This window comes from Azospirillum sp. B506, assembly GCF_000333595.1.
Taxonomy (GTDB): domain Bacteria; phylum Pseudomonadota; class Alphaproteobacteria; order Azospirillales; family Azospirillaceae; genus Azospirillum.
This window is the reverse complement of the sequence record NZ_BADK01000880.1, coordinates 1-6,775: the sequence shown is the minus strand read 5'-3', so window position 1 is coordinate 6,775 and position 6,775 is coordinate 1. Positions and strand designations below refer to the sequence as shown.

Sequence of the window (6,775 nt, the reverse complement as noted above, 5' to 3'; positions counted from 1 at the left end):
GGTTGACCTGACCCTTGATGACGAAGCCCGCTGTGTTCCGTCGAGATTCTGGCGGAGGCTGTTGGAATGGCCTTTGTCCCCGGGATCCTTGAACTGCGCACCCTGCGCGACTCCCTGCAGGATGCTCTACGCACCCGTTCTCCGGACGCGGTAAAGCTGGCCTATAGTGCTTTCAGCCGCGTTGACCGCGATTACCGCAACCGGATCACCCACCACGCCCTGCAATTGGCAGCGCAACGCCGCCGCACTGCCGGCCCGATGCGCGTCGACGGATGCGCGCCGCCCAAGGCTGCCGATCGCGGTACCGACGGGCCGCGGCGGGCGTAAGCTGCGCGACGGGCGAATAGCGCAACCTATCATATTTTTAATGGACCCTTTCCCCTTCGGTCCTGTTGTCCCGGCATAACCAACACACAGGAGGTTGCCACCATGGACAAGGACCGGATCGAAGGCGCTGCCCGCTCCATCAAAGGCTCCATCAAGGAAGCCGCCGGCAAGTTGACCGGCGACACCAAGACCGAGGCCGAGGGCCGTGGCGAAAAGGCGGCCGGCAAGGTGCAGAACACCGTCGGCGGCGCGAAGGATGCCGTGCGCGACACGCTGAAGTAATCCCGGCGCCAGCAAAGGCTGTCCCGGCTGGCATCACAACCGGACGCCCCGGCCCCGCACCCGCCTGCGAGGCCGGGGCGTTCGTTTGAAGGCAATGGCGGCCATGCGCGCCCACCCGGATCCCGTATGGAGTGCGTCCGTCGGATCGCTCCCTGGTTCGCCCGTGTGGAAATGGGCTGTTGCCGCCCCACCCTCCCCTATCTATGATGCGCCGCCCCGGCCGGATGGCCGAACGACGCGCTTAGATTCGGGTCCCATGCTCCAGTTCATCCGCAATTTCGCCGGCTCCTGGGTCGTCAAGATCCTGTTCGTGCTGTTGATCCTCAGCTTCGGCATCTGGGGGATCGGCGACGTGTTCCGCTCCACCACCCCCACCACCGTCGCCGAAGTCGGCAAGGTGGAAATCGGGCAACAGGCGCTGGACCAGGAATTCCGCCGGCAGATGGAACGGCTGCGCCCGATGCTGGGCGGCAACCTGACCGCCGAGCAGGCCAAGCGCTTCGGCCTGCTGGAACAGTCGCTGCAGTCGCTGATCCAGCGCACCCTCTTCGACCTCGCCGCGACCGACATGGGAATCGCCGTCGGACCGGAGGTGGTCCGCATGCGCATCGCCGATGAGCCGGCCTTCCGCAACCAGCAGGGCCAGTTCGACCCGAACGCGTTCCGGTCGGCGTTGCGCAATAACCAGCTGACCGAAGACGGCTATGTCGCGATGATCCAGCGCGAGACGGCCCGCCAGCTGGTCGCCGGAGCAGTGTCCGCCGGCCTGACCCCGCCGCAGCCGCTGGTGCAGGACCTTTATCGCTACCGCGGCGAAAAGCGCGTGGCGGAGGTGGTGACGCTGCCCAACGCCGCCATCGGCGATGTCGGCGCGCCCGACGACGCGACGATCAAGCAGGCCTATGACGACCATCAGGTCCGCTTCACCGCTCCCGAATACCGTGCTCTGACGGTGGCCCGCCTGTCCCCCGACGCGCTGGCGAAGGACATCAAGATCGACGACGCCGAGCTGCGCAAGGCCTATGAAGAGCGCGCGAACGAGTTCGGCGCTCCGGAAAAGCGCTCGATTCAGATGGTGGTGATCGACGATGAGGCGAAGGCCAGGCAGATCGCCGAAACCGCAAAGACCAAGGGTCTGGCCGAGGCCGCGAAGGACGCCGGCGTGGAGCCGGTGACGTTGGACAACATCGCCAGGACCGACCTGCCGGAGATCGGCGACGCCGCCTTCGCGCTGGAGGCCGGCAAGACCTCCGACGCAATCAAGAGCGCGCTTGGCTGGCACGTCATCGCCGTCACCGGCATCACCCCCGCTTCAACCAAGAGCTTCGAGGATGTGCGGGACCAGTTGGCGGCCGAGATGAAGAAGGAGCAGGCCCTCGACTCCGTCTTCTCCATCGCCAACCGGGTCGAGGACCAGCTGGCCAGCGGCGCCTCGCTGGACGAGGTCGCCCAGGCCCAGGGTCTGGTGCTGAGCAAGGTCGCCGCCATCGACAGCACCGGCAAGGCCCCGGACGGCAAGGATGCCGCCCCGGACCTGCCCGGACTGAAGGCGCTGCTCCCCAACGCCTTCCAGCTGAAGACCGGAGCCACTTCCAACCTGACCGAGGGGAGGGCAGCAATTTCACCGCCGTCCGTGTCGACAGCGTGATCCCCGCCGCCGTCCGCCCGCTTGCCGACGTGCGCGATCAGGTCATCGCCGACTGGCAGCAGGAACAGCGTGCCGAGCGCGCCGCCAAGAAGGCGGAGGAGATCGCCGCCCGCCTGAAGCAAGGGGCCAAAGCCGCGGCCCAGGATGTCGCCACCCAGGCCGGTGCCAGCTTCGCCATGACCAGCCCCTTCACCCGCGATGCCCAGTCGGTCCAGGGCCTGCCGGCCGAGATGGTCGCCAAGCTGTTCGCCGCCAAGCCGAACGACGTCGTTACCGGCAACACCGCCGATGCGCAGGTCGTCACCCGTCTGAAGGAGGTCATCCCGGCCGATCCGAAGGCCGCCGACGCCGATCTGGCGCCGGTCCGCGCCGCGGTCGAACAGGGGATGCAGAACGATCTGGTGGCCGAGTTCACCAATGCGTTGCGCGACAAGTATCCGGTCAGCATCCATCGCCAGCGCATCGACCAGTTCTTCGCCAGCAACTGAGGCTCCGGCTTAGCCGACAGCCAAGCAAGAGGTCTCGTGCCGTGAAGGTCCAGCCCGATATCGCCAGCTTCGACGCCGCTTACGCCGCCGGTCGGCCGCAGGTGGTGTGGACCACGCTGGTCAGCGACCTGGAAACGCCGGTTTCCGCCTACATGAAGCTGGCCGATGGCCGCCCCTTCGGCTTTCTGCTGGAGTCGGCGGAGCGCGGGGCCGGCTCACGGCGTGACCGCTATTCGGTGATCGGCTTCAAGCCGGACGTGGTGTGGCGGTCGCGCGGCAACCAGGCGGAGATCAACCGCGACGCCCTGCACGACCGCGACGCCTTCAAGCCGCTCGACAAGGCGCCGCTGGACGAGTTGCGCACGCTGATCAACGAGAGCCGGATTCCGCTGCCGGAGGAATTGCCGCCGATGGCCGCCGGGCTGTTCGGCTACATGACCTACGACATGGTCCGGCTGATGGAACGGCTGCCGGACAACAATCCGGACGAGCTGAACATCCCGGACGCCATCCTGACCCGGCCCAGCATCGTCGCCATCTTCGACAGCCACACCGATTCGATCACGCTGGTGACTCCGGTCTGGCCGAAGGCCGGCAAGGACGCCGCCACCGCCTATGCGGACGCCCGGGAACGGCTGACCGATGCGCTGGCCGATCTGGAGCGCCCCCTGCCCTACCGGCGGGAGCCGCGGGCGGAGAATGGCTTGCCGCTGGCCTGGACCTCCAACACCACGCGCGAGGAATATCACGCGATGGTGGAGAAGGCGAAGGAGTACATCCGGGCCGGCGATATCTTCCAGGTCGTGCCGTCGCAACGCATCCGCTTCCCCTTCAAACCGTCGCCGCTGGCGCTGTACCGCACGCTGCGGCGCCTGAACCCGTCGCCCTTCCTGTTCCACTGCGACTTCGGCGAGCTGACCGTCGTCGGCTCCAGCCCGGAAATCCTCGTCCGCGTGCGCGATGGCAAGGTGACCGTCCGTCCCATCGCCGGCACCCGCAAGCGCGGAGCCACCACGGCGGAGGACGAAGCTCTGGCCGCCGATCTGCTGAGCGATCCGAAGGAGTTGGCTGAGCATCTCATGCTGCTCGACCTCGGCCGCAACGATGTCGGCCGGGTGGCGAAGGTCGGCACGGTCAAGGTGACGGCCAAGATGATCGTGGAACTGTACAGCCACGTCATGCACATCGTCTCCAATGTCGAGGGCGACCTCGATCCGAAATTCGACGCGCTCGACGCCCTGGTCGCCGGCTTCCCCGCCGGAACCGTGTCCGGCGCGCCGAAGGTCCGGGCCATGGAGATCATCGACGAGCTGGAGAAGGCCCGGCGTGGCGTCTATGCCGGCTGCGTCGGCTATTTCGGCGCCTCGGGCGCCATGGACACCTGCATCGCGCTGCGCACCGCCGTGCTGAAGGACGGCATGATGTATGTCCAGGCCGGCGGCGGCGTCGTGGCCGAAAGCGACCCGGAAGCCGAATATCAGGAGACCGTCAACAAGTCGATGGCCCTGATCCGCGCCGCCGAGGAGACCCTGCGCAGCACCGCGCGCGGGTAATCTCCAGACTGCCACTCAACGCGAAAAAGGCCGCCTCATAGGCGGCCTTTTCCGTGTAGGGACGGTTGCAAGCGAACGGAGCGGCTCCCGCGAACAGGCGGTCAGAGATAGCGCTGCTCCAGATGCCGCTTGAACACCGACGCGTCCAGCGGCCGGCCGGTCGCTGCGGTCAGCAGGTCGTCGCCCGAGGCATGGAAGCACCCGGTCTCATGCACGTTCGCCCGCAGCCAATTCACCAGCGGCGTGAACTCGCCGCGTGACAGCGCCGGCAGGATCTCCGGATCGGCGGTGCGGGCGGCATCGAACAGCTGCGCCGCTGTCATGGCGCCCAGCGTGTAGCTGGGGAAATAGCCCCAGCCGCCGCCCGGCCAATGGATGTCCTGAAGGCAGCCCAACCGGTCGTTCGGCGGCACCACCCCGACCAGTTCGGCCATGCCGTCGCTCCAGGCGCCCGGCAGGTCCGGCAAGGTCAGGTCGCCGGCGACCAGCGCCTTCTCCAGGCGGTAGCGGAGGATGATATGGGCAGGATAGGTCACCTCGTCGGCATTGACCCGGATGAAGCCGCGCTCCACCCGGCTGTAGAGACGGCGCAGATTGTCGGCCTCCCAGGCCGGCCCCCCTCCGCCGAAGGTCTCGCGCACCACCGGCGCCAGCCAGGTGATGAACTCCGCCGAACGGCAGGCCTGCATCTCCATCAACAGCGACTGGCTCTCATGCACCGCCATGCCGCGCGCCTGCCCCACCGGTTGGCTCAACCAGGCGCGCGGGCGGTTCTGCTCGTACAGCGCATGGCCGGTTTCGTGCAGGATGCCCATCAGCGCATCGGTGAAGTTCGCCTCGTCATAGCGGGTGGTGATGCGCACGTCGCCGGTCGCCCCGCCACAGAAGGGATGCAGCGACACGTCCAGCCGGCCGCGACGGAAGTCGAAGCCCAGCCGTTCCATCATGCGGACGCCAAGCTCCCGCTGCTTCTCCACCGGGAACGGCCCCTGCGGCTCGCTCACCGCCGGTGCCGCCGCCTGCTTTTCCAGCACACGGCCGATCAGGTCGGGCAGGAAGCCGGACAGGTCGGCGAATAGCGCGTCGATCCGCTCCGCCCGCGCGCCGGGATCGTGGCTGTCGAGCAGCGCGTCGTAGGGGCTGATTCCCATCACGGAACCGAGCGCCTCCGCCCCCTCGCGGACGCGGGTCAGAACCTCGGTCAGTGAGGGCAGCAGCTTGGCATAGTCGCTTTCCGCCCGCGCGGCACGCCACATCATCTCGCAGGCCGACACCGCCTTGCTGGTCGCCTCCACCAGATCGGCGGGAACGGCGGTGGCCTGGATATGGTGGCGCTTCATCTCGCGCAGGTTGGCACGCTGCCAGACGTCGAGGCTGTCGTCGCCCTCCGCCTCGGCCAGCAGATCGGCCATGCGCGGGTCGGTCGCCAGTTCGTGGGCGATTACCGACAGCGTCGCGGTCTGCTCCGCCCGGCTGTCGTTGGCCCCCTCCGGCATGATCGTCTGGGTGTCCCAGCCGAGGATGCCCAGCGCGTCGCCGATGGCGGCGATGCGGGCGTGGCGGCGTTCAAGCTCCTGATATGCGGTCATCGGGTCGTCCGTCGGTTCCGGTGTCGGCGCGCTTGCGCTGTGACAGCACGTAAATGCCGGCGAGCGTCACCGCAAGTCCGTACCAGGTCAAGGCATACTGGAGGTGGTTGTTCGGCAGCTCCACCCGTGGCTCGATCCCGGCCAGGGTACCGCGGGGCGCTCCCGGCAAGCCGCCCCCCTGCCCAGGCAGCATCTCTACCATCACGGGCGCCACATCGCCCATCCCCAGCGCAGCCGCCATTGCCGGCGGATCGACGCGCATCCAGGCGGAACCCGGCGCCGGGGTGCCGTTGCCCGGCTGGAAGACTCCGGGCGGCTGCGGCACGCGGACGATGCCCTTGACGCTCGTGTCGCCCTCCACTCGCGCGGTTGCTCGGGTCGACGGATCGCGGCGGTCCATCGGTACGAAGCCGCGGTTGACCAGCACGACGCCGGCCCCATCGGCACGCTGAAACGGCGTCAGCACCTCATAACCGACCTGCCCCTGGTGCGGGCGGGCGATCAGCAGCAAATCCTTGTCGTTCAGGAAGTGCCCGGCAACCGTCACCGGCCGGAACTCCCAAGCGGCGGGATCGTCGATCCGGGCGGGCAGTGCAGCGGGCGGCTCGGCCATTTGCCGCGCGATCCGGGCGATCAACTCCTCCTTCCAGTGCAGGCGCTCGACCTGCCATGTGCCGAGTCCGATGGTCACCGCCAGCCCGGCCAGCGTGACCAGCGTCGCCGCCAACGAAGGGCGGAACCGTTTCCGCTCCTCCGGTTCCACGGCAGTGACGCTCAAGAGCCGTTCTCCACTTCGCTGCGGCGATAGCGGTATTGCAAGGCGACGACATAGGCCTTGGCCGGCCTCAGCATGCCCAACGTCAGCCCCAGCACAACGATGCTCCAGAC

At 67.8% G+C, this 6,775-nt stretch carries 7 protein-coding genes; 5 read left to right on the top strand and 2 right to left on the bottom strand.

Annotation, left to right across the window (positions count from 1 at the left end):
- Positions 1 to 66 precede the first annotated feature (66 nt).
- The 5 genes from I71_RS27215 to trpE all read left to right on the top strand — a co-directional run bounded on the left by I71_RS27215 (position 67) and on the right by trpE (position 4,298).
- Positions 67 to 327 carry a hypothetical protein gene (locus tag I71_RS27215; RefSeq protein WP_042701335.1) on the top strand — a complete coding sequence of 87 codons (261 nt, stop codon included), beginning with the start codon at positions 67 to 69 and terminating at the stop codon, positions 325 to 327.
- 102 nt (positions 328 to 429) lie between these two features.
- Complete coding sequence (locus tag I71_RS27210; RefSeq protein ID WP_042701332.1) at positions 430 to 609, top strand: CsbD family protein; 180 nt, start codon at positions 430 to 432, stop codon at positions 607 to 609.
- A gap of 256 nt (positions 610 to 865) precedes the next feature.
- Positions 866 to 2,257 (top strand): peptidylprolyl isomerase, encoded by a 1,392-nt coding sequence (locus I71_RS27205; protein ID WP_244434078.1) that lies wholly within the window; start codon positions 866 to 868, stop codon positions 2,255 to 2,257.
- Positions 2,254 to 2,745 (top strand): hypothetical protein, encoded by a 492-nt coding sequence (locus I71_RS40215; protein WP_244434077.1) that lies wholly within the window; start codon positions 2,254 to 2,256, stop codon positions 2,743 to 2,745. Before I71_RS27205 ends, I71_RS40215 begins: the two co-directional genes overlap by 4 nt.
- A 41-nt stretch (positions 2,746 to 2,786) precedes the next feature.
- Entirely contained in the window at positions 2,787 to 4,298 is a 1,512-nt protein-coding gene (gene trpE / locus I71_RS27200) for an anthranilate synthase component I (protein WP_042701329.1), read from the top strand.
- Positions 4,299 to 4,399: 101 nt separating this feature from the next.
- Here the strand turns inward: trpE and I71_RS27195 are convergent, their stop codons facing one another.
- Positions 4,400 to 5,887, bottom strand: coding sequence for a carboxypeptidase M32 (locus I71_RS27195; RefSeq protein WP_042701326.1), 1,488 nt, complete (start codon positions 5,885 to 5,887; stop codon positions 4,400 to 4,402).
- Positions 5,865 to 6,665, bottom strand: a complete 801-nt coding sequence (locus I71_RS27190; RefSeq protein WP_042701323.1) for an SURF1 family protein — start codon at positions 6,663 to 6,665, stop codon at positions 5,865 to 5,867. Before I71_RS27190 ends, I71_RS27195 begins: the two co-directional genes overlap by 23 nt.
- Positions 6,666 to 6,775: the final 110 nt, after the last annotated feature.